General features: G+C 42.4%; 1 pseudogene. It reads right to left on the reverse strand.

The features are described 5' to 3' along the window. Window positions 1–693 (reverse strand): annotated as a pseudogene (locus tag QVP40_RS09435) (FtsX-like permease family protein); the annotation flags it as partial.

The following is a 693-nucleotide window of genomic DNA, read 5'->3' on the forward strand; positions in this document are numbered from 1 at the left end:
TTCACTGATCACCGCACCCTCATCAGTCAGCTCATAGGCCTCTCCTGTAAGACGGTTTCTCAGTGTCACATCCTCCCGGAAGTTTTCCATATTTTCCGGTACATAGAGATAAACACTGATATTGGATTTCCCGTTGGGAGCTGTAATCTTACTGAACTGAATGTTTGTAAACCGTTCCAGTTTTTCATTTTTGTCCAGATATTCCATCAGCTTCTCTCTGTCTTCATCAGAAGCGTCCTCATCCGTAATAATAGTTCCGTCATAGTGCTGAAGCTCAGAATACTGTTTCACCACAATATCTGAAATAGAATCCCGGATGCCAAAGCCTACCAGCATCAGCGCCATACTTCCGGAAATACCGAATATTGTCATAAACAGACGCTTTTTGTAGCGGAAAAGATTTCTGAGGCTTGACTTCCAGGTAAAATTCAGATGTTTCCACAAAATCGTGATTTTTTCTACCAGAACTCTTTTGCCCTCTTTTGGCGCCGGCGGACGCATAAGAGAAGCCGGTGTCTCAGAAAGTACCCGATAACAGGAAATAACAGTAGCGCCAACTGTACAGACAATTGCAGCAACTGAAGCCGTCAGGGCAAATTTCAGCTCATAATGAATCTGAAGACTGTCTCCTACATTGTGGTACATAATTCCATAGGCTTTGATAATTATATATGGAAGAATTTTTTCTCCGAT

The organism is Blautia sp. CAG:257 (genome assembly GCF_000433815.1).
Taxonomy (GTDB): Bacteria; Bacillota; Clostridia; order Lachnospirales; family Lachnospiraceae; genus Blautia_A; species Blautia_A caecimuris.